Origin of the sequence: Pseudomonas pichavaramensis, from assembly GCF_050473265.1 — a bacterium.
Taxonomy (GTDB): Bacteria; Pseudomonadota; Gammaproteobacteria; order Pseudomonadales; family Pseudomonadaceae; genus Aquipseudomonas.
Genome location: NZ_JBJKFJ010000015.1, coordinates 1 through 24,779, shown reverse-complemented (window position 1 = coordinate 24,779; position 24,779 = coordinate 1). Strand labels below are relative to the sequence as shown.

At 62.0% G+C, this 24,779-nt stretch carries 21 protein-coding genes; 10 read left to right on the top strand and 11 right to left on the bottom strand.

Annotated elements, in window-relative coordinates:
- The first annotated feature begins 60 nt into the window (after window positions 1-60).
- From ssuC to cysW, 6 genes are all read left to right on the top strand, one after another.
- On the top strand, window positions 61-855 hold the full coding sequence (gene ssuC, locus ACJRW5_RS21110) for an aliphatic sulfonate ABC transporter permease SsuC (protein ID WP_484572450.1): 795 nt from the start codon (window positions 61-63) through the stop codon (window positions 853-855).
- On the top strand, window positions 852-1,652 hold the full coding sequence (ssuB, locus tag ACJRW5_RS21105; RefSeq protein ID WP_484572449.1) for an aliphatic sulfonates ABC transporter ATP-binding protein: 801 nt from the start codon (window positions 852-854) through the stop codon (window positions 1,650-1,652). Before ssuC ends, ssuB begins: the two co-directional genes overlap by 4 nt.
- A 74-nt stretch (window positions 1,653-1,726) precedes the next feature.
- Window positions 1,727-1,942 carry a TOBE domain-containing protein gene (locus ACJRW5_RS21100; RefSeq protein ID WP_484572448.1) on the top strand — a complete coding sequence of 72 codons (216 nt, stop codon included), beginning with the start codon at window positions 1,727-1,729 and terminating at the stop codon, window positions 1,940-1,942.
- A 228-nt stretch (window positions 1,943-2,170) separates the two neighbouring features.
- Entirely contained in the window at window positions 2,171-3,187 is a 1,017-nt protein-coding gene (cysP, locus tag ACJRW5_RS21095; RefSeq protein ID WP_484572447.1) for a thiosulfate ABC transporter substrate-binding protein CysP, read from the top strand.
- Window positions 3,188-3,268: 81 nt separating this feature from the next.
- Complete coding sequence (cysT, locus tag ACJRW5_RS21090) at window positions 3,269-4,108, top strand: sulfate ABC transporter permease subunit CysT (protein WP_484572446.1); 840 nt, start codon at window positions 3,269-3,271, stop codon at window positions 4,106-4,108.
- Window positions 4,105-4,932: a sulfate ABC transporter permease subunit CysW gene (cysW, locus tag ACJRW5_RS21085; RefSeq protein WP_484572445.1), complete on the top strand. Its 828-nt coding sequence runs from the start codon at window positions 4,105-4,107 to the stop codon at window positions 4,930-4,932. The genes cysT and cysW overlap by 4 nt, the downstream gene beginning before the upstream one ends.
- A gap of 95 nt (window positions 4,933-5,027) precedes the next feature.
- Here the strand turns inward: cysW and ACJRW5_RS21080 are convergent, their stop codons facing one another.
- From ACJRW5_RS21080 to ACJRW5_RS21060, 5 genes are all read right to left on the bottom strand, one after another.
- Window positions 5,028-6,710, bottom strand: coding sequence for a diguanylate cyclase domain-containing protein (locus ACJRW5_RS21080; RefSeq protein ID WP_484572444.1), 1,683 nt, complete (start codon window positions 6,708-6,710; stop codon window positions 5,028-5,030).
- On the bottom strand, window positions 6,703-7,089 hold the full coding sequence (locus tag ACJRW5_RS21075; RefSeq protein ID WP_484572443.1) for a response regulator: 387 nt from the start codon (window positions 7,087-7,089) through the stop codon (window positions 6,703-6,705). Before ACJRW5_RS21075 ends, ACJRW5_RS21080 begins: the two co-directional genes overlap by 8 nt.
- Window positions 7,090-7,165: 76 nt before the next feature.
- Window positions 7,166-11,344: a PAS domain S-box protein gene (locus tag ACJRW5_RS21070; RefSeq protein ID WP_484572557.1), complete on the bottom strand. Its 4,179-nt coding sequence runs from the start codon at window positions 11,342-11,344 to the stop codon at window positions 7,166-7,168.
- A gap of 2 nt (window positions 11,345-11,346) precedes the next feature.
- Complete coding sequence (locus ACJRW5_RS21065) at window positions 11,347-12,489, bottom strand: response regulator (protein ID WP_484572442.1); 1,143 nt, start codon at window positions 12,487-12,489, stop codon at window positions 11,347-11,349.
- 2 nt (window positions 12,490-12,491) lie between these two features.
- Window positions 12,492-14,792 carry a putative bifunctional diguanylate cyclase/phosphodiesterase gene (locus ACJRW5_RS21060; protein ID WP_484572441.1) on the bottom strand — a complete coding sequence of 767 codons (2,301 nt, stop codon included), beginning with the start codon at window positions 14,790-14,792 and terminating at the stop codon, window positions 12,492-12,494.
- Window positions 14,793-14,960: 168 nt separating this feature from the next.
- On the opposite strand from ACJRW5_RS21060, the gene desA reads away from it, so the two are divergent.
- From desA to ACJRW5_RS21045, 3 genes are all read left to right on the top strand, one after another.
- Window positions 14,961-16,151 carry a delta-9 fatty acid desaturase DesA gene (desA, locus tag ACJRW5_RS21055; protein WP_484572440.1) on the top strand — a complete coding sequence of 397 codons (1,191 nt, stop codon included), beginning with the start codon at window positions 14,961-14,963 and terminating at the stop codon, window positions 16,149-16,151.
- A gap of 110 nt (window positions 16,152-16,261) precedes the next feature.
- Entirely contained in the window at window positions 16,262-17,230 is a 969-nt protein-coding gene (locus tag ACJRW5_RS21050; RefSeq protein ID WP_484572439.1) for a GGDEF domain-containing protein, read from the top strand.
- 427 nt (window positions 17,231-17,657) lie between these two features.
- The gene (locus tag ACJRW5_RS21045; RefSeq protein ID WP_484572438.1) at window positions 17,658-18,983 is read left to right on the top strand and encodes an OprD family porin; all 1,326 of its coding nucleotides are present in this window, start codon (window positions 17,658-17,660) and stop codon (window positions 18,981-18,983) included.
- A gap of 85 nt (window positions 18,984-19,068) precedes the next feature.
- On the opposite strand, the gene ACJRW5_RS21040 is transcribed toward ACJRW5_RS21045, so the two are convergent.
- From ACJRW5_RS21040 to ACJRW5_RS21020, 5 genes are all read right to left on the bottom strand, one after another.
- Window positions 19,069-19,386, bottom strand: coding sequence for a DUF2388 domain-containing protein (locus tag ACJRW5_RS21040; RefSeq protein ID WP_484572437.1), 318 nt, complete (start codon window positions 19,384-19,386; stop codon window positions 19,069-19,071).
- A gap of 98 nt (window positions 19,387-19,484) precedes the next feature.
- Window positions 19,485-19,952 (bottom strand): NfeD family protein, encoded by a 468-nt coding sequence (locus ACJRW5_RS21035; RefSeq protein ID WP_484572436.1) that lies wholly within the window; start codon window positions 19,950-19,952, stop codon window positions 19,485-19,487.
- 3 nt (window positions 19,953-19,955) lie between these two features.
- Entirely contained in the window at window positions 19,956-20,891 is a 936-nt protein-coding gene (locus ACJRW5_RS21030; protein ID WP_484572435.1) for an SPFH domain-containing protein, read from the bottom strand.
- A 205-nt stretch (window positions 20,892-21,096) separates the two neighbouring features.
- The gene (gene tfpB, locus ACJRW5_RS21025; RefSeq protein WP_484572434.1) at window positions 21,097-22,881 is read right to left on the bottom strand and encodes a type IV pilus assembly ATPase TfpB; all 1,785 of its coding nucleotides are present in this window, start codon (window positions 22,879-22,881) and stop codon (window positions 21,097-21,099) included.
- A 96-nt stretch (window positions 22,882-22,977) separates the two neighbouring features.
- Window positions 22,978-23,304: a hypothetical protein gene (locus tag ACJRW5_RS21020; protein WP_484572433.1), complete on the bottom strand. Its 327-nt coding sequence runs from the start codon at window positions 23,302-23,304 to the stop codon at window positions 22,978-22,980.
- Window positions 23,305-23,432: 128 nt separating this feature from the next.
- Between ACJRW5_RS21020 and ACJRW5_RS21015 the strand changes: the two genes are divergently transcribed.
- Window positions 23,433-23,900: an Lrp/AsnC family transcriptional regulator gene (locus ACJRW5_RS21015; protein ID WP_484572432.1), complete on the top strand. Its 468-nt coding sequence runs from the start codon at window positions 23,433-23,435 to the stop codon at window positions 23,898-23,900.
- Here the strand turns inward: ACJRW5_RS21015 and ACJRW5_RS21010 are convergent.
- A complete protein-coding gene (locus ACJRW5_RS21010) occupies window positions 23,897-24,562 on the bottom strand; it encodes a DUF502 domain-containing protein (protein WP_484572431.1) in 666 nt (221 codons plus the stop codon). The genes ACJRW5_RS21015 and ACJRW5_RS21010 overlap by 4 nt on opposite strands.
- Between the last annotated feature and the right edge of the window lie 217 nt (window positions 24,563-24,779).

Here is a 24,779-nt window from a genome sequence, read left to right as displayed (position 1 = left end):
TTTTCAGTCATTAGCCCGGATGCAATCCGGGACAGCAACACAGGATTCTTCGAGGCAAGCATGAGCAACACGACACTCAACAAACTGGCCCTGCGCGCCGCGCCCTGGGCTCTGCCGCTGGCGCTGCTGGCGGCCTGGCAGCTGTCGGTCAGCAGCGGCTTGCTGTCCAGCCGCATTCTGCCGGCACCCAGCGCCGTGATCGCAGCTGGCTGGGCGCTGCTGTCGTCCGGCGAGATCTGGCAGCATCTGGCGATCAGCGGCCAGCGTGCGGCCATCGGCTTCATCATCGGCGGCGGTATCGGGCTGCTCCTGGGGTTCGTCACCGGTCTGTCGAAATGGGGCGAACGCTTTCTCGACAGTTCGGTGCAGATGATCCGCAACGTGCCGCATCTGGCGCTGATCCCGCTGGTGATTCTCTGGTTCGGCATTGACGAGGCGGCCAAGGTGTTTCTGGTCGCGCTTGGCACGCTGTTCCCGATCTACCTGAACACCTACCACGGTATTCGCAATGTCGACCCGGCACTGGTGGAGATGGCGCGCAGCTATGGTCTGTCCGGCTTCGCCCTGTTTCGTCAGGTGATCCTGCCCGGCGCGCTACCGTCGATCCTGGTCGGTGTGCGTTTCGCCCTTGGTTTCATGTGGCTGACGCTGATCGTCGCCGAAACCATCTCGGCCAGCAGTGGCATTGGTTATCTGGCGATGAACGCCCGTGAGTTCCTGCAGACCGATGTGGTGGTCCTGGCGATCCTGCTTTACGCGGTGCTCGGCAAGCTGGCCGATGTCGCGGCGCGTGGCCTCGAGCGCGTTTGGTTGCGCTGGCATCCGGCCTATCAGGCCAAGGCGGGTGGCCAATGACCGCGTTGCACAACATTCATCAGGGTGTTCCGCTGGCCATCGAGAAAATCGAGAAATCCTTTGGTGAGCGTCAGGTCCTCAAAGGCATCGACTTGCATATTCCGGCCGGTCAGTTCGTTGCGGTGGTCGGCCGCAGTGGTTGTGGCAAGAGCACGCTGCTGCGGCTGCTGGCCGGGCTGGACCAGCCCTCCGGCGGGCAACTGCTGGCGGGCAGCGGCTCGCTCAATGCGGTGCGCGAGGATATCCGCCTGATGTTCCAGGACTCGCGCCTGCTGCCCTGGAAACGGGTGATCGACAACGTCGGCCTGGGCCTTTCCGGCAACTGGCGCGCGCAGGCCGAAGAGGCGCTGGCGGCGGTTGGCCTTGCGGATCGCGCCAACGAATGGCCGGCAGCGTTGTCCGGCGGGCAGAAGCAGCGTGTGGCGCTGGCTCGTGCGCTGATTCATCGGCCGCGTCTGCTGTTGCTCGACGAGCCGCTGGGGGCGCTCGATGCGCTGACTCGCATCGAGATGCAGCAACTGATCGAGCGCCTGTGGCAGCAGCATGGCTTCACTGTGCTGCTGGTGACCCACGACGTTGCCGAGGCGGTGGCCGTGGCGGACCGGGTGATTCTCATCGAGGACGGACAGATCGGCCTCGACCTTGACGTGCAACTGATTCGCCCTCGCCCGCGAGCTTCGCCACTGCTGGCTGCGCTGGAGGCGCGTGTGCTCGACCGCGTGCTGGCACAGCCGGAACTGCCGATACCGCCTGATCCTGTATCACCTCTGCCCACGCAACTGCGCTGGGCGCTTTGAACCCGTAGCCCGGATGCAATCCGGGTCATCCACGCCCCGGATTGCATCCGGGCTACCCGTAAGGAGTTGTACCCATGACCATCAAAGCCATCAACGTACGTAACCAGTTCAAGGGCACCATCAAGGAAATCGTGCTCGGCGACGTGCTGTCGGAAATCGACGTCCAGACCGCTGCCGGCATTGTCACATCGGTCATCACCACGCGCTCGGTACGCGAGCTGGAGTTGCAGGTGGGCAGTGAAGTGATCGCCTTCGTGAAGTCCACCGAGGTGTCCATCGCCAAGCTCTGAGCCGAACGGCCGCCCCAGGCGCTCGTCTTGTCGTGCGCCTGGCGGTTCGCCTGGGCGGAAAACATGCCTTATCCTTGTCGGCCAATCGCCCACGCCTGCGGTACTGGGTGGCTCAGATAAGTTATAAGCCGATAAGAAAAAGATATTTTTCAGCTATATGACTTTTCTGCAGAATCGAGCCATCAAAATGCCTGCCTGCAGGTTCCCCTCTCGATAAGGAAAGCGTACATGCTGAAGAAAATCGTTCTGGCCACCGTGGCCAGCGCCACCCTGCTGAGCGCATCGCTGAGCCACGCGGCGGCTGACACCCCTTTCCACAACGCCTCTTACGACATCGCCCGCGAGCTGTTCGGTGAGATCAACCCCAAGTTCGTCGAGTACTGGAAAGAGAAGTCCGGTAAGGACGTGAAGATCATCCAGTCCTTTGCCGGTACCTCGCGCCAGGCGCAGGACATCATCCAGGGCAAGAAGGTCGACGTGGTGACCTTCAACCAGGTGACCGACGTGGACATCCTGGCCAAGCGTGGCTTGCTGCGCGAAGACTGGGCCCAACAGTTCCCCAACAACAGCTCGCCGTACTACAGCACCACCGCCTTCCTGGTGCGTGAGGGCAACCCGAAGAACATCAAGGGCTGGGACGACCTGATCCGTGATGACGTCAAGCTGGTGTTCCCCAACCCGAAAACCTCCGGCAATGCCCGCTACAGCTATCTGGCGGCCTGGCTGTTCGCCAACGAGAAATTCAAGGGTGACGAAGCGAAGATCAAGGCATTCGTCAGCAAGGTGCTGCATAACGTCGAGAACTTCCCCACCGGCGGTCGTGGTGCCACCGTGGCCTTCGCTCAGAACGGTCAGGGCGATGTGCTGCTGACCTTCGAATCGGAAGTGATCAACATCGCCAAGGGTGATGAGTTCAAGTCCGCCAACCTGGAAATCGTGGTGCCGGAGGTCAGCGTGCTGGCCGAGTTCCCGGTGGCCATCGTCGACAAGGTGGCTGACGAGCGCGGCACCCGCGAGCAGGCCAAGGCCTTCCTCGACTTCCAGTACAGCAAGGACATCCAGCAACTGCTGACCACCTACAACTACCGCGTGCACAACCCGGAAGTGGTCGAGGCGACCAAGGCTCAGTTCGCTCCGGTGCGCCTGATCAACCCCAACGAGGTGCTGGGCAGCTGGGATGACATCACCGCCAAGCATTTCGACAACGGTGGTATTCTTGACCAACTCCTGGCTGAGGGTCGTTGATACTCGCCCTCGATAGCCGATTTTCAGGTCCGTTGGCCGCCTTCTTGGCGGCCAACTGCATTTGTAGAGCCGAGCTTTTTCGTGAGTAAACCGACGTTGTTCTTTCTGCAGACTCCGCTGCTGCCGGGCTTTGGCCTGAGCTTTGGGGTCAGCGTGCTGTACCTGTCGCTGGTCATCCTGCTGCCGCTGTCGGCGCTGTTGCTGTACGTCAGCGACATGACCTGGGCGCAGTACTGGTTCGCGATCAGCGATCCGCGCGTGGTGCAGACCTACAAGGTGACCATCTCCGCGGCCTTCTTCTCGACGCTGGCGGTATTGGCGATCGGTCTGCTGCTGGCCTGGATCATCACCCGTTACGACTTCCCCGGCCGGCGTATCGTCGATGCGCTGGTAGATCTGCCGTTTGCCTTGCCTACCTCGGTGGCCGGCCTGACCCTCGCCGCGCTGCTGGTGCCCAATGGCTGGATTGGTCAGTGGCTCGGTTTCAAGGTGGCCTATGCCTATGCCGGTATCATCGTGGCCATGGTCTTCACCAGCATTCCCTTCGTCGTGCGCACCGTGCAGCCGGTGTTGCAGGACCTCGGCGCGGAGTACGAGGAGGCCGCGCGCACCCTGGGCGCCAGCCGCCTGCAGACGTTCCGCCACGTGGTGCTGCCGACCCTGACGCCGGCGCTGGTCACTGGCGGTTCGCAGGCCTTCATCCGCAGCCTCGGTGAGTTCGGCGCGGTGATCATGATTGCCGGCAACATTCCCTACAAGACGGAGGTCAGCTCGCTGATGATTTTCGTCCGTCTGCAGGAGTTCAACTATCCGGCGGCTGCAGCCATCGCCTCGGTGATTCTGCTGGCGTCGCTGACGCTTCTGTTCATTCTGCAGGTCGTGCAGGGTCGTCTGTTCGCATGGCAACGGCAAGGTCGATGAAAAAACCTCAAGATTGGCGCCAGTGGGCGCTGGTAGTGTCCGGCCTGGCAGTGGTGGCGTTGATTCTGCTGGTTCCGCTGGCGCTGATCTTCACCAAGGCACTGGCCGGTGGCCTGGAGTTGCTGTGGAGCAACCTGGGCGAAGACTACATGCTGCATGCCATTGGCCTGACCCTGTTCGTCGCGGCCATCACCGTACCGCTGAACCTGTGTTTCGGCATTTGCCTGGCCTGGTGCGTGACGCACTACGACTTCCGCGGGCGCAAGCTGCTGACCACACTGATCGACATCCCCTACGCGGTATCGCCGGTGGTCGCCGGTCTCTGCTATCTGGTGGTGTACGGTCTGGAGAGCTTCATCGGCCGCTGGTTCTACGATAACGGCATGCAACTGATGTTCGCCTGGCCGGGCATCGTCATGGTGACGGTGTTCGTCACCGCGCCCTACGTGGCACGCATCCTGATTCCTGTGATGCAGGCGCAAGGCCAGGACGAGGAGACTGCCGCCATGTGTCTGGGCGCCAGCGGTTGGCAGATCTTCCGCCGCATCAGCCTGCCGAAGATCAAATGGGCGCTGCTGTACGGCGTGGTGGTGACCAACGCCCGTGCGGTAGGCGAGTTCGGTGCGGTGTCGGTGGTGTCCGGCACCATCATCAACCAGACCCTGACCTTGCCGTTGCTGGTCGATCAGCTCAATAACGACTACAAACCGGCCGCCGCCTTCACCGCTGCTGGCCTGCTGGCCTGCATGGCGCTGCTGACGTTGTTGTTGAAGACCTTCATGGAGTGGCGCCAGCGCAAGATGATGCAGCGCGCCGAGGCGTGATCGGGGTGGCATTGGCGGTGACGCTCCGCCGTAGCCTTTATGAATGACCTATCGCGGCTGAAGCCGCTCCTACACCTTACCTCGTGGGAGCGGCTTCAGCCGCGATGCTCTTCCGACGCTGCTATCTGCACCTGATTACGCCCGCCGTGCTTGGCGGCGTATAGCGCCTTGTCCGCGCGTTCGCGCAGTTGCTCGGCGTCGCTGTTGACGTCGGTGCCGGCAATGCCTGCGCTCAGCGTCACGGAAAACTCCCCGCCGTCGGCGATGAAGCGCAGCTCGGCGAAGCGTTGGCGAATCTCGTCGACGATCAGGCGCGCCTGCTCTGGCGTGCAATCGGGCAGTACCGCAAGAAACTCTTCACCTCCGTAACGGCCCAGGCTGTCGACGCGGCGCAGGCGCTGGCGTAGCAGGTTGGCCAGCGCACGAATGACGTTGTCGCCGGCAGCATGGCCATGGTCATCGTTGACCTGCTTGAAGTGGTCGATGTCCAGCATCACCACACTGGTGCGATCGCCGCTGCGCAGTGAACGTTCCACTTCGATGGCCACCTGTTCCTTGATATCGGCGTGCTTGAGCAGGCCGGTCAGGCTGTCGCGGGCCAGGGCGATGGACAGCAGCCGCGCACGCTGGGCACGGGAAAATACCGTGGCGACCAGGGCGTTGTCGGAGATGGGCTTGGTGATGAAGTCGTCGCCGGCCTTGATCAACGCATTCATCTGTTTGCCGATATCGGTTTCCGCCGACAGATAGATGATCGGGATGCGCAGCCAGTCGTCGTTGCAGCGGATGATCTGCGCCAGCTCCGGCCCGTTGCAGTCCGGCATGCTGACATCGAGCAGCACCACTTCCGGATTGAAGTCGCGCAGGTGGCTGAAGATTCGCGCCGGTTCACTCAATATTTCTACCAGCATGCCGGCGTCGCGCAGCACCAGGCTGTAGCGGCTGGCCAGGTCATGATCGTCGTCTGCGATCAGCACGCGATAGGGTTCGCCGCTCTGCTGAGAGAAGCAGCGCTCCAGCCGGCTTTCCAGTTGAGGAATGTCCACGGGTTTGCTGAACAGTCCCATGGCGCCGGCCCGCACCGCCTGCAGCTGGGTGGTGAAGTCGTCCTGCTGATCGGTGAGCACCAGCAGCGGCAGCGGCTCGTCCAGGCGCGCCTGCAACTGGCTGGCGTATTCCAGGCCGCTGCTGGTTTCACCGCGTAGCTTGGCGTCGATGATCAGTGCATCGGGCATCTGCTGCTGCAGTGCTGCGTCGAGTCCGGCCATGGAGTTGAAGTGCTCGGCCCTATAGCCGAAGTTGCTCAGCGTCTGCCGCATGTTTTCGCCGGCAGCAGACTCGCTCTCAAGGATGTAGATGGTGCGGCTGTCGTCCTCCTGGCGTGGCGCCTTACGTGCTTTGTTCGCTGGCTCGCTGGCGGCGTCGCTGGTGATGGCCTGTGCGTCGAGTGTCTGCAGCGCCGTTACCAGCTCGCCGAGACCTTGCTGTTGGCGTAACTGGCGCTCCATCCAGCGCTCGGCATGTTGCTCCAGCTCGCGCGCCTGCTGGCCCAACTGAGTAAAGCCGAAGGTGCCGGCGCTACCGGCCAGGCGATGCAGCTGATGGCGCAGCTCCTGCAAAAGACGCTGGCGCTCGGCTTCGTCGGCATCCGGCAGTTGCCCGGCCAGTTGCGCCAGGTGGGGCAGCTCCTGGCGCAGGCGCTCGCTGAATTGCTGGCTGAGCTGCTGCAGATGCTGCTGCAGCGCAAGCGGCACGGCGCTGCCCTCGGTCTTATCCATGGCGCTGGCTCCAGATCGCCCGGACCTGGGCGGCGAGCTGCATGGGGTCGAACGGTTTGATGATCACGCCGTCGGCACCCAGGCTGCGGTAGTGAGCGACCTCATCGGGCTGCACCTTGGCGGTCATGAAGGCGACGGGAATCTGCTCGGTGTTGACCAGTTGGCCCAGCAGCTCCAGGGTTTTCGGGCCGTCCATGCCCGGCATCATCACATCCAGCAGAATGAAGTCCGGCGCGAAGCCCTGAACCTGATCGAGTGCGTCCTGGCCACTGGAGCAGGTCAGTACCTGAAAGCCGCCAACGGCCTCCAGGGCCACCTTGGCCACGGCCTGGATCGAAGGATCGTCCTCGACATGCAGGATGCGCTTGAGCTCAGTCATAGGCGGTACCCGGTGGTTGGCTGTTATCAGCAGTGTGGTACAGCTTGGTCCATCTCGGCCAGCGCTGCGAACGTATTCATGTGTCGTCCTCGTCCGCGCGTGGCAGCTCGAACCAGAATGTCGCGCCCTGGCCCGGTACCGAGTCGAAGCCGATACGGCCGTGCATGCGTTCGATCATCTCCTTGCAGATCGCCAGGCCGAGGCCGGTACCGCCTTTCTGGCGGGTATCGCCGGAGTCGGCCTGGGAGAACTTGGCGAAGATGCGCGAGCGAAATGCCGTAGGGATGCCCGGCCCCTGATCGCTGACACTGACGCGCAACTGAGCGCCGACTTCCTCCAGCGTTACCCGTACCTCGGCACCCGCTGGCGAGAACTTGGCAGCATTGGAGAGCAGGTTGGCCAGTACCTGCCCCATGCGCTGCGCATCGACCCTGACTTCGGCTCTGCTCTGCGCGTGCAGGGCCAGGCGGACCTGGTGCTGATCGGCGTAGGGCTGGTTGTGCAGCAGTGCCTGCTCCAATAGCGGCAACAGCGCTCTGCGTTGGAGGTCGAAGTGCATCTTGCCGGCGACCAGCTTCTCCATATCCAGCAGGTCGTTGATCAGCTCACTCAGGCGCTGGCTGTTGGCCTGCGCGATACTCAACATCGGCCCCATTGCGTCAGGCACCGGGCCCAGTGCACCGCCGTTGATCAGCCCCAGCGAGCCTGCGATGGCCGTCAGCGGCGTACGCAGTTCATGGCTCACGGTGGAGACGAACTCGTTCTTCATCTGTTCGATGCGCTTGCGTTCGGCGATATCGTGGATCACGGCGATGAAGCGCAGCTGTCCCTGGTGACTGATCTGCGACATGGCCAGTTCCACGGGGAAGCGCTCGCCGCTGTGACGCATACCTTCCAGTTCGCGCAGCCGATTGATCAGCGTGTCCTGCTGTCCCAGTTCATCCGCCATGTCGGGAATCAGCATGGCGATGTTCTGCCCCGCAACATCGGCCTGGCAATGGCCGAAAATGCGTTCGGCAGCATGGTTGAATGTTTCGATGTGGCCTTGCTCGTCAAGGGTGACGATGGCGTCAACGACATTGTCGAGCAGGGTACTCAGGTAGTGCTCGCGTTCACGTACCGCCCGCTCGGCCGCGACGCGGTCGCTGAAGTCCTGGATCTGCGATACGAAGTGTACGGGGTTGCCTTCGCCGTCACGCACCAGAGAGACACTCAGCAGACCCCAGATCACGTGTCCCTGTTTGTCCACATAGCGTTTCTCCATCTGGTAGGCACTGATGCGCCCGGCGATCAGGTCTTCGAGGTTGTGCAGATCGGCATCCAGGTCATCCGGATGGGAGATGCCCATGAAGTCATTGCCCAGCAGCTCCTCGCGGCCATAGCCGAACATGCGGCACAACTCGTCGTTGACTTCCAGCCAGCGGCCGTCCGGGGCCACCAGAGCCATGCCCAGTGGCGCGGTGTTGAAGGCATTGCGAAAGCGCTGCTGACTCAGGCGCAACTGGTCTTCGATGACCTTGCGCTCGCTGATGTCCCAGATGAAACCGTCGACCCAAAGCAGACGGCCTTGTGTGTCGTACTCGCCGCGGCCCTTTTCGCGTACCCAGACGCTGTGGCCATCGGCGTGGCGCAGGCGGTAGGTCAGCTCGAAGGTTTCCTGGCACACGATGCTGTCGTTGGCCCGGTAGGTGATCGGTAGGTCGTCCGGATGGATGATGCTGGAGAAGCTGCGTACGCGGTTTTCGATGAAGTCGCTTGGCGGGTAGCCGGTGAGGCTGAAGATTTCGTCGCTGATATAGCGCATGCTCCAGCCGCTGTCGTTGGCGCAGCGATAAACCACGCCAGGCAGGTTGGCGACCAGACCACGGAAGCGGCTCTCGCTCTGTTGCAAGGCCCTGGTGGCTTGCTGCAGTGGGGTGATGTCACTGGCTACGCCGAGAAAGCCTATGGTTTCACCGGCGGCGTCGATGATGGCGTTGGCGGTGAGATTGACTCTGCGCTCGCTGCCATCCTTGTGGCGGTAGGTCCATTGATGGGTTTCTGGTTCACCGTCGCGGGTGTTATGGATGAACACCTCGAAGCCAGCGACCGGGCTTTCACTGTTAAGACTGAGCTCTTTGGCTCGTGCTTCGATCTCGTGTGGCAGGTGGAAGCGTTCAGGGGTCATTTTCCCGACCACTTCTTCGCTGCGGTAGCCCAGCAGCCGCTCGGCGCCGGAATTGAACAGCGTGATCAGGCCATTGGGGTCGGTGGCGACGATCGAAACGCCTGTGGCTGAATCCAGCAAGGTTTGCAGGAATGCCCTGGCGGCCACGACGGCATCTTCACGCTGACGCGCCGCACTGATGTCGGTATGAGTGCCGTACATCAGCAGGGGACGGCCATGTTCGTCGCGTCTGGACAGGCGTCCACGTACCTGTATCCACAGCCAGTGACCGTCGCGATGGCGCATGCGGATCTGACTGTCGTAATACGCCACCTCGCCGGCGAAATGACGCAGCAGCAAGCGTTTGCTAGGTTCGCGGTCATCCGGGTGACACAGGCGCTGCCAGGTTTCCATGCGTGTAGGCTGCAGTTCTTCGAGGCTATAGCCGAGCATCTGCGCCCAGCGTTCGTTGAACACGGTCTCGCCAGTCTGGACGTTCCACTCCCAGGTGCCGACATCCGTGCCTTCGATCGTACTGGCCAGGCGTTCGAGCAGGGTCTGACGTGACTGTTCCTGCTGGTCTCGTTCCAGCGTTGCCCCTACCCAGCGAGCGAACAGGCGCATGAACTCTCGCTCGCTGTCATCGAAGGCGCGTTCGTGGATGCGCTGGTCGCAGAACGCCAGTGTGCCTGCACGTCGACCATCGACCCAGATGGCGATGCCGATATAGCTCTCCAGGGCGAAGCGGTCGTAGCAGGCGTGCGTGCGATAAGGTGACGAGGCCATGTGCTCGATACTCAGCACTTCGTCTTGCGCATAAGCCAGGCCGCAGTAGGTTTCGTCCACATCGAAGATCTGCTCGTCCTGCAGTTCGCCTGCCGGCGTGACCTGCGCCAGCACCCGGTAACGGTCGCCTTCGATCAGGCCGATGACCCCGATCGGCAGGTCAAAGTACTCCGTGCCTGTGCGCAGCGCTGCGCGCAGCTGATCCTTGCTGCTAAGGCTGGGGAGCGCAGAAATTTCATTCAGGGCTCGCAATGCGCGTTGCTGGCGTTGCATCAGTTGCTGGGTGCTGTGGCGCGTCGCGCGTAGCAGAACCAGCAGCAGGATTTCGGCGCTCAGCCAGGCCAGCAGCCACTTGCCGACCAGCCAGCGCTTGTCACTGATATGTACGTCCTGAAGTGAGGTGATGTCTCGCCAGGCCAGCAGCGCTGCGTTGGCAGGCGCTTCGGGTCGGTCGGTGAGCCCGGTCAGAGGGTAGGCGCTGAGCAGGTAGTAGCGTCCCTGATCCTCCCGAAGGCTATGGCTGTCAGCCTGATCCGGGGCCGGCAGCTCGTCACGCTGTTGCCAGTGAATGGCCTGTGGGCGGGATGAACTGACGATCTGCCAGCGTTGCGGATCGCTGTTCAGTCCACGCAGCGCCTCTTCGCTGTCATGGGTCAGCTGGTTCGAGCGCAATAGCAGGGCGACGCCGGCACCCAGTTCTTCGTCCAGCTCCATGGGCGCGGCGAGTACGCTCATGGCCACTTCGATAACGCCCACCTGTTCGTAGCCGGCGTGCGTCTCCACCTGCAGCGGCGCCATGGCGTGCACGCTGACATTACCCTGGCTGGTCGAGCTGACGCCGGTCATGCTGACACCTTTGCGTAGGCTTTCCTCCGCTAGCGGTCGAGTGAGCCGGCGAGTGTCGCCATAGCGCTGCGGCTCATGCACGCGCAGCAGCACCTGGCCAGTGCCCGCCAGGTGCACGAACAACCGGAAATCGTGCTGACGTTGCAGGTTGCGCCAGCGAGGGGCGATGCGGGTGTAGAGCTGGTTGCGTATGTCTTGCAGGCTCTGCGGGGCGAGCTCTGTCGTGTTGTACGCCTGGCGTACCAGTTCCACTACCCAGGCGTCGGCGGCGAGGGCCTCGGCCAGCAGTTGTGCGCGTTCGTGCAAGCCTTTTTGTGTGCTGAGCAAGGCCAGATGCAGGGCTTCGGCCTGCTTGTTCATCTGCAGCTGCCATAGCGCCTCACGCTCATTCAGGGCCTGACGCCCGAGCAGGGCGAACAGCAGCGCCAGACACAGGCTGCCGCCCACGACAATCCGGCGGATTGGCCGTGGGCCCATTTTCACCGGATCGAGCCTTTGTTGAGGCCGGCCAGGCGGTACAGGCGTTCCAGCTCCTGCTCGCTGCCGCCGTACAGCTCTGCGCAGGCCAGGCGCATGACCACCGGCTCACGCCTGGTGTTGCCTGAGGGCAGGGCGTAACAGGCGCCGATCAGCTCGCGCAAGGGAATAGGCAGCCGCCAATGGGCCTTGAGACGGTTGGCCAGCTCACTGCTTTGACGCTGCAGGGCGAGGCGCAGTGTCTCTTCATCCAGGGGCTGGCCGCTGTTACGCCAGCACTGTGCCTGGTGCAAAACTGCCAGTTCGCCCATGCGTTGTAACAATGCTGCGCTGTTCATGGCTGCTGGGTCGATACGACCTGCCTTGGCCAGTTCGCCAACACGCTGGCGCAGATACAGTGCCTGAGTGAACTGCTCGCCGCCCAGGCGCTTGAGGTCATCGTCCTGCAATGTCGCTACCGGGCGCAGGGCGAGTCCCTGGACAAGACTCAGCGAGGTGCCTGGCCCAAGGCGCTGTACGGCTTCGATCAGGTTGAGGCAGGGTTGTCCGCTGCTGTTGTAGGTCGGGCTGTTGGCTGCGGCGATCAGGCGCGCATGAACGACCGGGTCATCCTGCCAATCGTTATCCAGCTGCTGAAGATTGGTCAGCGGTTGTTGCGGGTTCTGCAGATGCAGAAACAGGGCCTCATGCAGAGGCATATCCAGGGCATGGTTGGGGCGCGATTGGAGAAACTCGATAAAGCTGCCCGATGAGGGCGATTCGGCTTCTACCTTTTCGGGCTGGCTCGCCGAGATCAGTGGGCGCAAGGTCTCCAGAACCTTGGGAACCTGGAACGGCTTGCTGATGAATGCACTTATGCCTAGCCGGCGTGCCAGCAGCACGCTGTCGCGATCGGAGCGCGAGGTGATCATCACCAGCGGCACCTTGGCGTCCTTTCGGCGTACGGTTTCGAGTATCTGCGTGCCGCTGCCATCGGGCAGGTTCCAATCGGCGATGACCAGTTGCGCCGGCTGTTTTTGCCAGGCAGTGAGCGCGTCGGCGACCCGCGAGACGCTTTCGATCTGAATGCCGGGGTGAAGACTTTGGACGATCTGTTTGAGCAGATCGGCGATCCATGGATCGTCTTCCAATAACAGCACCCGCATGCTCAATCCCCCGGGTTGGATGGGCTGTCGTGTCGAATCATCGGTTCAGCGTGACCGTTCGCCGGCTCCTCTGCCGGCAGTGGCTTGCCGAAGTGATAGCCCTGGCCGTAATCACAGCCCAGGCTGCGAAGAAAGTCGACCTGACACGGCTCCTCGATACCTTCGGCCAGCACTTTTAGCCCGAGGCTGTGGCCCAGCGCGATGACGGCGCGAGCGATAGCTGCATCCTCCGAATCCTCGGGCAGGCCATAGACAAAACTCTGGTCGATCTTCAGTTTGTCCACGGGCAGACGCTTGAGGCGAGCCAGCGAGCTGTAGCCTGTGCCGAAGTCGTCGATAGCCAGACGGACGCCCAGCGCGCGCAGGCTGGTCAGCAAACGCAGGGCAGCGTCAGGATCTTCCATGATTGCGCTCTCGGTCACTTCCAGCTCCAGCTGTCTGGAGGGCAGGCCGGTTGCGGCCAGGACCCCGGTGACCTTCTGGTCGAGCTCGCCGCGACTGAACAGGCGGCTGGAGACGTTGACCGCCACGAAGTTCAGCGATTTGCCCTCGGCATTCCAGCGGACCATCTGGCGGCATGCCTGCTCCAGTACCCAGGTATCGATGACCCCGATCATGCCGTTATCCTCGGCGATCGGAATGAATTCTGCCGGAGGAATGAGACCACGCTGCGGGTGTTGCCAGCGTACCAACGCCTCCATGCCCACCTGGCGGCCGTCATGCAGGTCGTGCAGTGGTTGGTAGTAGACGCGCAGTTCTCCATTGTCCAACGCATGGCGCAGGCTGCTGGCCAGCTCGACGCGCTGCCGGGCGTAGTCGGTCAGCTCCTGCACGTAAAAAGCATAACCCTCGCGGCCGCTGCTTTTGGCCTTGAACAGCGCGGAGTCCGCATTGCGCAGGATTTGCTCGACACTATCGGCTTCCTCTGGAAACAGGCTGATACCGATGCTGGCGCCGATATACAGCTCATGGCCGTCCAGACGGAAGGGGGCCTCCAGACAGCGCAGCAGGCGTTGTGCGAGTTCGGCTGCCTGAGTGGCTTCGTGGCAGCTCTCGGAGAGCAGGCCGAACTCGTCGCCGCCCAGCCGAGCCAGCGTGTTACCGCCAGGCAGGCTTTCCTGGAGACGTTCGCCGACTCCCTTGAGCAGCAGATCGCCAACGTTGTGCCCGAGGCTTTCGTTGATGTGCTTGAAGTGATCCAGGTCGATCAGCAGCACCGCACCGCGCAGCTCTTCTGTTTTGCTGCGCTCCAGTGCATAAGCGACACGTTCGGTGAACAACAGGCGGTTGGGCAGGTTGCTCAGTGGATCATGGTGCGCCAGATAGTCCAGCTCACGCTGCGAGCGCTTGAGTGCGGTGATGTCGGAGAACACTGCCACGTAGTGACTGATGCGCCCCTGTTCGTCATGGATGACGCGGATGCACTGCCATTGTGGATAGATTTCGCCGCTCTTGCGCCGATTCCAGACTTCTCCGCTCCAGGCGCCACGGTTCTCCAGCGCATGCCACAGGCTCTGATAGAAGGCGCTATCGTGACGCCCGGATTTGAGCAGGTTGGGATGCTGGCCGAGGATTTCCTCGCTGCTGTAACCGGTGATACGGCTGAACGCGGGATTGACGTGGACGATGCGCTGCGCCGCGTCGGTGACCAGCACACCCTCCTGGGTGGCATCGAATACAGCGGCTGCCTGGCGCAGGCTGTCATCGTTGGCGCGTTGTTGGGTGATGTCGCTGGCAATGCCGATGAAGCGCTGCGGCTGGCCGTTCTCGTCACACAAAAGACGGCCGCGCGAGTGAATCCAGCGATAGCTGCCATCGGCATGGCGCAGGCGATAGGTGTTCTCGTACTGCTGATCGCTCTGCTCGGCATTGAGCGCATGTATGGCGTTTTCCCGGTCATCCGGGTGGATGCGCTCTGCCCAATCCTCGCGGGTATCACCCAGGGTCTGCGGCGTCAGACCGAGCAATGCGGCATAGCCTTCTGAGAAGTACACGCGGCGCCTGGACACGTCCCAGTCCCACAAGCCGTCGTGGCTTGCATTCAGGGCCAGGCGCAGGCGCTCTTCGTTGCCGGCCAGCTGCAGGCGGGCGCGGCGGTGCTGCTGGGCGTGACGGTGCAGCACCAGATAGAGCAGGGCACCGGTCAGCAATACGAAGAACAGGCCCTTGAGCGACTGCACACGCTCCTGCTGCGCCACAGACAAGCCCAGCACCGCCAGTAGCTGGTCGCTGAGAAGTATCCATAGACCAGCTAGCAGCAGATAGCCCAGGGTCAGACGCAAGGCGGCAATGTCGATACGCATGGGTTGCTGACTAGGCTCCCTGTAAGTTTTGGGCAGTATAGATGGGGGTGAGGCTGAAACATTCTTATCTAAAAGACCAACTGGTTTTCTGGCATGGGTCAGGGATAATGCGATCAGGTTCGTTCTTGTAGGACAACCGCGTTCCCCTATCAAGAGGCAACAGCATCCATGTGGTACAACGGTTTACTCGACCTCTCGGTCTGGCAGTTGGTGGCTGTGACCCTGCTGATGACGCACGTGACCATCGTCAGCGTCACCGTCTATCTGCACCGCTATTCGGCGCATCGTGCACTGGAACTGCACCCGGCGCTCAAGCATTTCTTCCGTTTCTGGCTGTGGTTGACCACTGGCCAGAACACCCGCGAGTGGACCGCGATTCACCGTAAGCACCATGCCAAGTGCGAGACGGCCGATGACCCGCATAGCCCGGTCATCAAAGGCCTTGGCACCGTGCTGCGCAAGGGCGCCGAGCTTTATCAGGAAGAGGCGAAGAACCAGGAGACCCTGCGCATCTACGGCAAGAACTGCCCGGACGACTGGATCGAGCGTAACCTCTACAGCCGCTTTCCGATTGGTGGCGTGACGCTGATGGCGATCATCGACCTGGCGCTTTTCGGCGCTGCCGGCATCACTGTCTGGGCGATCCAGATGATGTGGATCCCGGTGTGGGCCGCAGGTGTGATCAACGGGCTTGGCCACGCCGTGGGCTACCGCAATTTCGAATGCCGCGACGCGGCCACCAACTTGCTGCCCTGGGGCATCCTGATTGGCGGTGAAGAGCTGCATAACAACCACCACACGTATCCGAACAGCGCCAAGCTGTCGGTGAAGAAGTGGGAGTTCGATATGGGCTGGGCCTGGATCAAGTTGTTCAGCGCCTTGGGGCTGGCCAAGGTGCAGCGTGTTGCGCCGATCGCTCACCGGGTCGAGGGCAAGGGGCATCTGGACATGGATACCGCCATGGCCATCCTCAACAACCGCTTCCAGATCATGGCGCAGTATCGCAAGTTGGTCATCGCACCGCTGGTCAAGCAGGAAGTGGCCAAAGCCGACGAGTCCGTTCGTCACCTGTTCCGTCGCGCCAAACGCCTGCTGTCGCGTGAGCCAAGCCTGCTGGAAGAGCAGCACCATGCGCGCATCGCCGACATGCTGGCGCAGAGTCAGGCGCTCAAGGTGATCTACGAGAAGCGTTTGGCTCTGCAGCAGATCTGGGTCAAGACCAGCAGTAATGGCCACGACATGCTGGAGGCGATGAAGCAGTGGGTGCACGAGGCCGAGGCCAGTGGCATCCAGTCGCTGCGTGACTTCGCCGAACAGCTCAAGACCTACTCGCTACGCCCCTCAGGCAGCATTGCCTGATCGCCGCTCGTTACAAACGAAGGCCCGCCGAACGGCGGGCCTTTGTGTTTGTCCAACAGCTCGCACTATGCTCATTTCAATGCGATGCGAGGGACAGGATGGCCGCTGTAATGGATGATCAAGGCAACGCTGTTTCCGAGTTGGAAGAACTGACCTTGGCCCTGCTGCACAGCCGCGCCGAGGTGGAGCGCCTGCGCGAGCGCGAGCAGCTGTTCAGTAGCCTGCTGGGAAGCGTCAACGCCGTGCTCTGGGCCTTCGACTGGAGCGAGCAGCGGATGATCTACGTCAGCCCTGCCTATGAGCGAATCTTCGGTCGCTCCGCCGCTTTGTTGCTGGCCGACTATGGCGAGTGGCGCAACAGCATTTACCCGGACGACATCGACTACGCAGCCGAGAGCCTGGCCAAGGTTCTGGAAACCGGAGCGGTGGAGTTTCGCGAGTACCGCATCATTCGCGCCGATGGGCAGTTGCGCTGGCTCAGCGACAAGTGTTTCGTCAGCCCCAGAGGTACTGAGCGGCCCAACATAATTGTCGGCATCGCCGAAGACATCACCGAGAAGAAGCGTCTGGAAGGCGAGCTGCATCGCCTGGCCACTACCGATGTGCTGACTCAGAGCAGCAATCGCCGGCATTTCTTCGAGTGCGCTCGCCGCGAGTTCGAGCACGCGCGCAAGTTCGGCAGCCCGCTGGCCTTCCTGCTGCTCGATCTCGATGATTTCAAGAAGATCAACGACCATTACGGCCATCAGGTGGGCGATGAAGTCCTTCGGCGTCTGGCCCATTGCGGTAGCAATGCCTTGCGGCGCGGTGATCTGTTCGGACGTATCGGGGGTGAGGAGTTCGCCGCGTTGTTCCCCGGCTGCGAGCAGGATGTGGCCTTGCAGGTGGCCGAACGCCTGCAGCGCGAAGTACAACGGCTCAGTTTCCAGCACGAGGGAACGAGCTTCCGTATCACGGTCAGCCAGGGGCTAACCACCCTGATGGCGGCTGATGTCAGCCTGGACGCGCTCTACGCGCGTGCCGATGCTGCCATGTACCTGGCCAAGCGTCAGGGCAAGAATCAAATCGTGGTTGGGTGAGGGTGGCGATTTTCCGCCTGGTTGCGCTTTCTCGTAGGCGGAAAATTGCCAGTTTCTCGCTGAAACTGTATGGTCACCGTCCTGTAGAAAAAATGTAACCTGCCGTTCTAGAGCGGTTGCTGATGTGCTGCGAGGAGCTGGCACGTTATCTGCGTAGGACCCGCCAGATGCCGGCTAGGATGTCGGCGCAAAATAACAACGACGAGAGAGCACTCACCATGCACCACTCTGCCCGCCTGATTTCGGCCGCCCCTGTGCGTTCGCCGTTGTTCTGTTCTTCCTGAGTTTTCCACGTCTCCGCTCGAGCCAGGCTATTGCCGTTTCCTGGTTCGCGGTTGCGTATGCCCTATTCGTTCCGGCCTGCCTCTTCGTGCCGAAGTCTGCGTTGGACGATGCGTCAACTTAAAACACACTGGAGAGAAACATAATGAGAAAGACCTCCCTGGCACTGGCCGTAGCCGCCAGCACCCTGGGCCTGAGCCAAGCGGCCTTCGCCGATTTTATCGGTGACAGCAAGGCCAGCCTGACTCTGCGTAACTACTTCTTTGACCAGAACACCGTTAACACCACTAACAACAATAGTGAGGCGAGCGAGTGGGGCCAGGGCTTCATCTTCAATTACAGCTCGGGTTTCACTGAAGGTACCGTTGGCTTCGGTGTTGACGCCGTTGGCATGCTGGGTGTGCGTCTGGATGGCGGTGGTCGTGCTGGCAAGGACGGTCGTGATCGTACTCCGGGCCAGCTGTTCCCGCTGGAAAGTGACGGCAGCGCCGTGGACGACTTCAGCAAGGGCGGTCTGACCGGCAAGGTTCGTTTCTCGAAAACCGAGGCGCGTATCGGCACTCTGATGCCGAACCTGCCGATCCTGAAGTCCAACGACGGTCGTCTGCTGCCGCAGATGTTCGAAGGCGGCATGATCACCTCCAACGAAATCGACAACCTGACTCTGACTGCTGGTCAGATCGAGCACGCAACCAGCCGTGCCTCGAGCAACAGCACTGGACTGTCCGTCGATGGCGGTAGCCAGGCCTCCAACAAGTTCTACTTCGCTGGCGGTGATTGGAAGGTTGCCAAGGACCTGACTGCGCAGTACTACTACGCGAACCTCGAAGACTATTACAAGCAGCACTTCGCTGGTCTGGGTCATTCGCTGGCCCTCGGTGAAGGTACTCTGAAAACCGATCTGCGTTATTTCCGCAGCACATCCGATGGTAAGAATGGCAGTGCTGCAGGCCGCGCCGCGGGTTACAGTGCAAACACAACTTTCGGTGATGGTTCCGGCGAAGTCGACAACAACACCTGGAGTGCAGCGTTCACTTATAGCCTGGGTAGCCACGCCCTGATGCTGGGCCACCAGCGTGTATCTGCGGACAGCAACTTCGTGCAACTGAACCAAGGTGGTATCGAAGGTTCCAGTGGTACGAGCGTTTACCTGCTGACCGACCGTCTGAACAACAGCTTCACCCGTGCCGGTGAGCGTACGACTTTCGGTCAGTACACCTATGATTTCGCTACCCTCGGTGTTCCGGGTCTGAAGGCCTCGGTTGCTTATCTGAAAGGCACCAACATTCAGCGCGCCAATGGCGAGCAGAACAAAGAGTGGGAGCGTGATATCGCTCTGGACTACGTGTTCCAGGAAGGTGCTCTGAAAGGTCTGGGCCTGGCCTGGCGTAACGGCATGCTGCGTGGTGACGCTGCAACCGACACCGACCAGAACCGTCTGATCGTTAGCTACACCCTGCCGCTGCTCTAAGTCTTATCGGCAGAGGTATTCCTCTGCTAGTGCAGCAACTAAAAGCCCGCATTGCTCAGATGCGGGCTTTTTCATTTTTCCGTCTCTACTGGCGACTTCCAGAGGATGCAAGAATAGCGCTGGCCAGTGCCATATCATCGGCTTTCTGCAGTTGCGGATTACCCGCACGCAGCTGCTGCAGCGCGGCCTCCAGGTGTGGGCCTCGAATCTCGCCATCGCTGGCGACGAAGCTGCTGGCATCCTCCTCCGCAGCGGCGACCAGCTTGCGGTCCTTGAACGTCAGGTAGGTCGACGCAGTGGTAGCGCCTGAGGACAGAATGTCGCGCAGCAGACCGTCAGCAGCTGCGCTCTGGGCAATCAGAAAGGCGCTCAATGCCATCGCGGCTCGGCTTATTGCTCGCATGGTGAAACTCCTGTGAATTGACTCCACAATTGAGAGTGGAGCCAGACGGCCAGGTTCCCTCGAGGCGATGGCCGGTCGCCATGAACGACTGTCTTTCGTTATCGCATGGCCTCGTCGAGGACATCCTGTTCCACTTTCAGAACCACACCCTCCTGAGCGACGACCTTGATCAAGCTACCGGCAGGCAGATCAGGGCCGCTGACCAGCCACAGGCTGTCACCGGCCTTGATCTTGCCTCGGCCTTCGACAATCGCTTCATGCAGGGCAAAGCGCCTTCCGAGCAGCTCGCTGCCGCGCCGGTTCAGGCCGGGTTGATCACTGGGGGGCAGTGGGCTGCGTTGGCGGCGCCACCAGAGCACCGCGGTGAGAATGGCCAGCAGGCCGAACAGAAAGAACTGCCAGACCCACGGCAACTCCGGGAACAGGTAGGTGAGCACGCCGACACAGGCGGCGGCCAGGCCGATCCACAGCAGGTAGCCGCCGGCGCCGAAGACCTCGAGAATCAGCAGGATAGTGGCCAGGGCCAGCCAGTCCCAGAACGACAGGTTTTGCAGGTAGTGGATCATGCCTTAGCTCCGCTTCTCTGCAGAACCGTCGCCGGCGAAGGTGGCCCTGACGATTTCACCGATGCCACCAACGGCGCCGATCACCTGGCTGGCCTCCAGCGGCATCAATACAACCTTGCTGTTGTTGGCGGAGGCGAGCTGGCCCAGGGCCTCGACGTACTTCTGGGCGACGAAGTAGTTCACCGCCTGCACGTTGCCGGCAGCGATGGCCTGGGATACCACGCGCGTGGCCTCGGCTTCGGCCTGCGCGGCCCGCTCGCGGGCTTCTGCTTCGAGAAACGCGGCCTGACGTTCGCCTTCGGCGCGAAGAATCTCCGCCTGCTTGTGCCCTTCAGCCGTGAGGATGGCGGCTGAACGGGCGCCCTCGGCCTCGAGAATCTGTGCGCGCTTGAGGCGCTCGGCCTTCATCTGGCTGGCCATGGCCTCCACCAGGTCGGCGGGAGGGCTGATGTCCTTGATCTCGATACGGGTGATCTTGATGCCCCAGGGCGCGGTGGCTTCGTCCACGGTCTTGAGCAGTCGCTCGTTGATGGCGTCACGCTGGCTGAGCATGGCATCGAGTTCCATCGAGCCCAGCACGGTACGGATGTTGGTCATCACCAAGTTACGAATGGCGTGCTCCAGGTTGTTGACCTCGTAGGCCGCCTGGGCGGCGTTGATCACCTGGAAGAAGCACACGGCGTCGATCTGCACGATGGCGTTGTCGGAGCTGATCACTTCCTGCGGCGGAATATCCAGCACGCTCTCCATGACGTTCAGCTTGCGACCGACGCGGTCCATCACCGGCACGATGATGTTGAGGCCGGGCTTGAGCGTCGTGGTGTAGCGACCGAAGCGTTCCACCGTCCACTCCGAGCCCTGTGGCACTACCTTGAAGCCCATGTAGACGATGGCCACAGCCAGGCCGACGAACAGCAGCAGGACGCCACCGATTTCCATGATGCGATCTCCCTCATGCGTACATTTTTGCGGGCGCAAGCAAGGTGTGCAGCGCCTTTTCCCGCATCTAAGCATAGCCTCTGTGAGATTGCCGCCGACCCCTTCTCAGTGCCCGTCAGCTCTTGCTTTGCAAGGGCTGACGGGTGAGCGGGCGCACAGTACAAGTGATGAGATGAGAGCGTTCAGCAGGCGCTCTGCCGAGGCTTCAGCGTTGCTCGCTCTGCGGGGTTACGCGCAGCACTTCCTCGATCGTGGTCTGCCCGGCGGCGACCTTTTGTGCGCCGGACAAACGCAGGCTGCGCATGCCGTCCTTGAAGGCGGCGCGGCGCAGGGCAGTGAGGTCGGTGTCGGCGTTGATCAAGGGGCGAATGGCGTCGTTGATCAGCATGATCTCGTACACGCCGGCACGGCCGCGGTAGCCGGTCTCGCGGCACTCCAGACAGCCCACGGCGTGCTGCGCCTGGCTCGGCACGGGTGAGCTCCAGGGCTTGGTCAGGCCGTTCCAGCTGTCTTCGTCAAGTTGCACGGGCGCTTTGCAGTGCGGGCACAGGGTGCGCACCAGACGCTGGGCCATGACGCCAAGCACGGTGGCCTTGAGCAGGTAATGTGGTACGCCAAGCTCGAGCAGACGGGTGATGGCGCTTGGCGCATCGTTGGTGTGCAGGGTGCTGAGCACCAGGTGGCCGGTGAGCGCCGCCTGGATCGCCATCTCAGCGGTTTCCAGGTCGCGGATCTCGCCGATCATGATGATGTCCGGGTCCTGACGCATCAGGGCGCGCACGCCGCTGGCGAAGGTCAGGTCGATGTTGTGCTGCACCTGCATCTGGTTGAAGGCGCCCTCGATCATCTCGATCGGGTCCTCGATGGTGCAGACGTTCACTTCCTCGGTGGCCAGTTGCTTGAGCGTGGTGTACAGCGTGGTGGTCTTGCCCGAACCGGTGGGGCCGGTGACCAGGATGATGCCGTTGGGCTGGCTGGTCATGCTCTCCCAGCGGCGCAGGTCATCCGCCGAGAAACCTAGCTGGTCGGGGCTCTTTAGCAGTACGTCGGGGTCGAAGATACGCATCACCATCTTCTCGCCGAAGGCGGTGGGCAGGGTCGACAGACGCAGTTCCACCTCGTTGCCGTCCGGGGTCTTGGTCTTCACCCGGCCGTCCTGCGGCTTGCGCTTCTCGGCGATGTTCATCCGCCCCAGGTTCTTCAGGCGGCTGACCACCGCCATGGTGACCTGGGCGGGGAACTGGTAGACGTTGTGCAGCACGCCGTCGATGCGAAAGCGCACGGTGCCCTGTTCACGGCGCGGCTCGATATGGATATCGCTGGCGCGCTGCTGGAAGGCGTACTGGAACAACCAGTCGACAATGTTGACGATGTGCGCGTCATTGGCGTCCGGCTCCTGATCCTGGGCGCCGAGGCTGAGCAACTGTTCGAAGTTGCCGACGCCGCTGACCTTCTGGTCGGTGGCATTGGCGCCACTGACCGAGCGGGCGAGGCGATAGAATTCGGTGGTGAAGCGCTGGATGTCGGAGGGGTTGGCCACCACGCGTTTGATCGGGCGCTTGAGCACGTGCACCAGGTTGGCTTCCCAGCTGTGCACCAGCGGCTGGCTGCTGGCGATGGTGACGCTTTCGCTGTCCACTGCCACGGCGAGGATCTTGTGGCGTTGGGCGAAGGCGTAGGACATCAGCGGGGTGATGGCCGGTACGTCGATCTTCAGCGGGTCGATGCGCAGATAGGGCTGGCCGGCGAAGTTGGCCAGCCAGACCGTCAGGGTTTCCAGGTCGAGCTTCTTGCCCGGCCGTGTCAGGTCATCGACCTGCTGGGCGGCAAGGAACTCCAGGGGGTGCTGACTGTTGTTCAGGGAACTGCGGCGGATCGCCAGGCACTGCTCGGCCACATCCTGATCGACCCGGCCATGGGCGACCAGCTCGCGCAGCAGGTCGCCGAGGTCCAGTACGCGATCAGAGGCGGTGGCGGTGAAGGCGGACATGTGGGCTCCTGGGGTCGACCTGAACAAGGTTAGCCGAACTAGGATGCCCGAAAAGGTGGACAAGGGCGAAGCACTTGGCGTGATCGAGTGCCCGCTTCAGGCGACCTCCGTCACCGGGTTGTGATCCAAGTGCTGCCAGGTCACCTGCCAGACGCAGACCAGGCCGCGCAGCTTCTGCGCCAGTACCCCCGCGCGATGCGCCGAGAGGCCTTGCAGGCGCAGGCTGACCTGCAGATCGTCCTGCTGGCGCTGGACCTGCAGCGCCTCGGGCAGCAGCTGCAGCTGGGCGAACAGACCGAGCAGGCGGCACAGCACGTCGGTTTCAGCATCGGTGCGCAGCTGGTATTCGACGCAGGCGTCCGGGCGATCCTGCCAGGGATCGCGGCGATGGTGGACAGCGGGGAACGGCGTGGTATCAGGCATGGTGGCGACTCGAGGCAGGTTTTGCCTAAGTTTCCGCCTTGCGGCGGCAAAAGTTCTGCCTTGTTTTCTGTTATTTTGCTTGGTTTGTGGATAGAGTTTTCTCGTTTTTGAGTTATTGAGGAATTTTTATGTCCGTCGAGCTGGATGCCTATGACCAGCGCATTCTCGCGCTGCTGCAAGAGGATGCCGGCTTGTCCACGGCCGAGATCGCCGAGCGTATCGGCCTGTCGCAGTCACCGTGCTGGCGGCGTATTCAGCGGCTCAAGGAAGAGGGGGTTATTCGCAAGCAGGTGACCCTGCTGGATCGCAAGCTGATTGGCCTGCACACCCAGGTGTTCGCCCAGATCAAACTCAACGCCCATGGCCGCTCCAACCTCACCGAGTTTGCCGAGGCCATGCGCGAGTTTCCCGAGGTACTGGAGTGCCACGTGCTGATGGGGGCGGTGGACTTCATGCTGCGTATCGTCACGCGCGACATCGAGGCCTATGAGCGCTTCTTCTTCGAGAAGCTGTCGCTGGTGCCTGGCATTCAGGAGGTGAACTCCATCGTCGCCCTGTCGGAGATCAAGTCCACCACCAGCCTGCCATTGGTCTAGTGGGGAGCCGGCGCTACAGGCTCGGTTGTTCGTTTGGCGGGCGGCGTGAGGCCCATCGACACGTAGATGCTGGTCAACTGCTCGACGCCCATGTCCGCCGGGCGAACCCAGTCCTGAGGCACGTAGAGCAAGCCGCCGCCCACCGGAATTGGTGCGGTCGGCACGAGGATCGCGCAGTAGGCGCGTCCTTCCAGCTCCACCGTTTCCGAGCTGGGGCGCAAGGCGAGCACCGCCGCGCCGTCACCACCGAAAAAGCACCAGACCGGCGCCATGGTGGTGATGTCCGGGTTCTTGCTCTTGTCCAGCAGGCCGACGAAGCGGTCGGCCAGGTTGTAGAAGTTACCGATCAGCGGGGTGCGGCGCAGCGTGTGGTCGAACAGCCACGCCAGGGGACGACGTAGGCCCAATTGCACGGCCAACCCCAGGGGATAGAGGCTGGCCAGCAGGACCAGGCTGCCAAGCAGCCAGGCCATGTAGCCATTGCTGGAGAAGGGCTGGCCGAGGGCGGCGAACAGCTGGCCGATCATGGTCGACGGGCCGACCAGGCGGTTGAGCAGGCTGAAGATCCAGGCCAGCAGAGCCATGGTCAGGACCAGTGGCAGCAGCGCCAGCAGACCGGTGAGCCAGGTGGTCACCACGGATTTCAGGCTGCGTCGGATCATGCTCGGGATTCCTTGGTTGTGGTGTCGCGACTTTACGCGAGATGGAGGCAGGCCGTGTGGCAATCGCGGCGACTGTGTCGGGCGATGGCAGGCCAAAAAAAGCCCGGCACTAAGGCCGGGCGGAGTGGGTACACGAGGTACCGAAGTAGCAGCGTTCTATCGGGCTCAGCTCATGCCCAGCCAATTCGGCAGGGCCATGGACACGGCCGGGATGTAG